Source organism: Caballeronia sp. LZ003 (assembly GCF_031451465.1).
Taxonomy (GTDB): domain Bacteria; phylum Pseudomonadota; class Gammaproteobacteria; order Burkholderiales; family Burkholderiaceae; genus Caballeronia.
On the sequence record NZ_JARUXJ010000159.1, the window covers coordinates 1 to 513 of the forward strand.

Consider the following 513-nt stretch of genomic DNA (forward strand, 5'->3'; position numbering starts at 1 on the left):
GACCGTAAGCTCGCCTATACCGATTTCCTGACGTTGCTTATCCAGGACGAGATCGCACGGCGCGATCATCGAAAGCTCGACGCCCGCATGCGCCGCGCGAACTTCCGTGGACAGAAGACACTGGAAGGTTTCGACTTCGACCGGCTACCCAATCTTAATCGCGCCGTCGTCCATGATCTCGCGACCTGTCGCTTCATCGCTGAGAAGGTCAGCGTGCTGATCGCCGGTCCTTGCGGAACGGGCAAAAGCCATCTGGCGCAGGCACTGGGCCACTCCGCCGCCCGGCAAGGTCACGATGTCCTGTTCATGACTCAGACCCGGCTTCTCAGCACGCTACGCAACGCGCAAGCCGTGGGCTCCTACGAACGGCGATTCCAGGCGCTTGCCAAGGTGCCGTTGCTCATCATTGACGACTTTGGACTGAAACCCATGCGCACGCCCGAAGACGAAGACTTCCACGATCTGATTGCCGAGAGGTACGAGCGTACATCGACTGTCTTAACGAGTAATTTG

Annotated in this window: 1 protein-coding gene; it reads left to right on the top strand. The window is 58.9% G+C overall.

Annotated elements, in window-relative coordinates:
* A partial coding sequence (locus QCE79_RS33570) for an ATP-binding protein (protein WP_309851835.1) occupies positions 1 to 513 on the top strand: 513 nt, incomplete at both ends.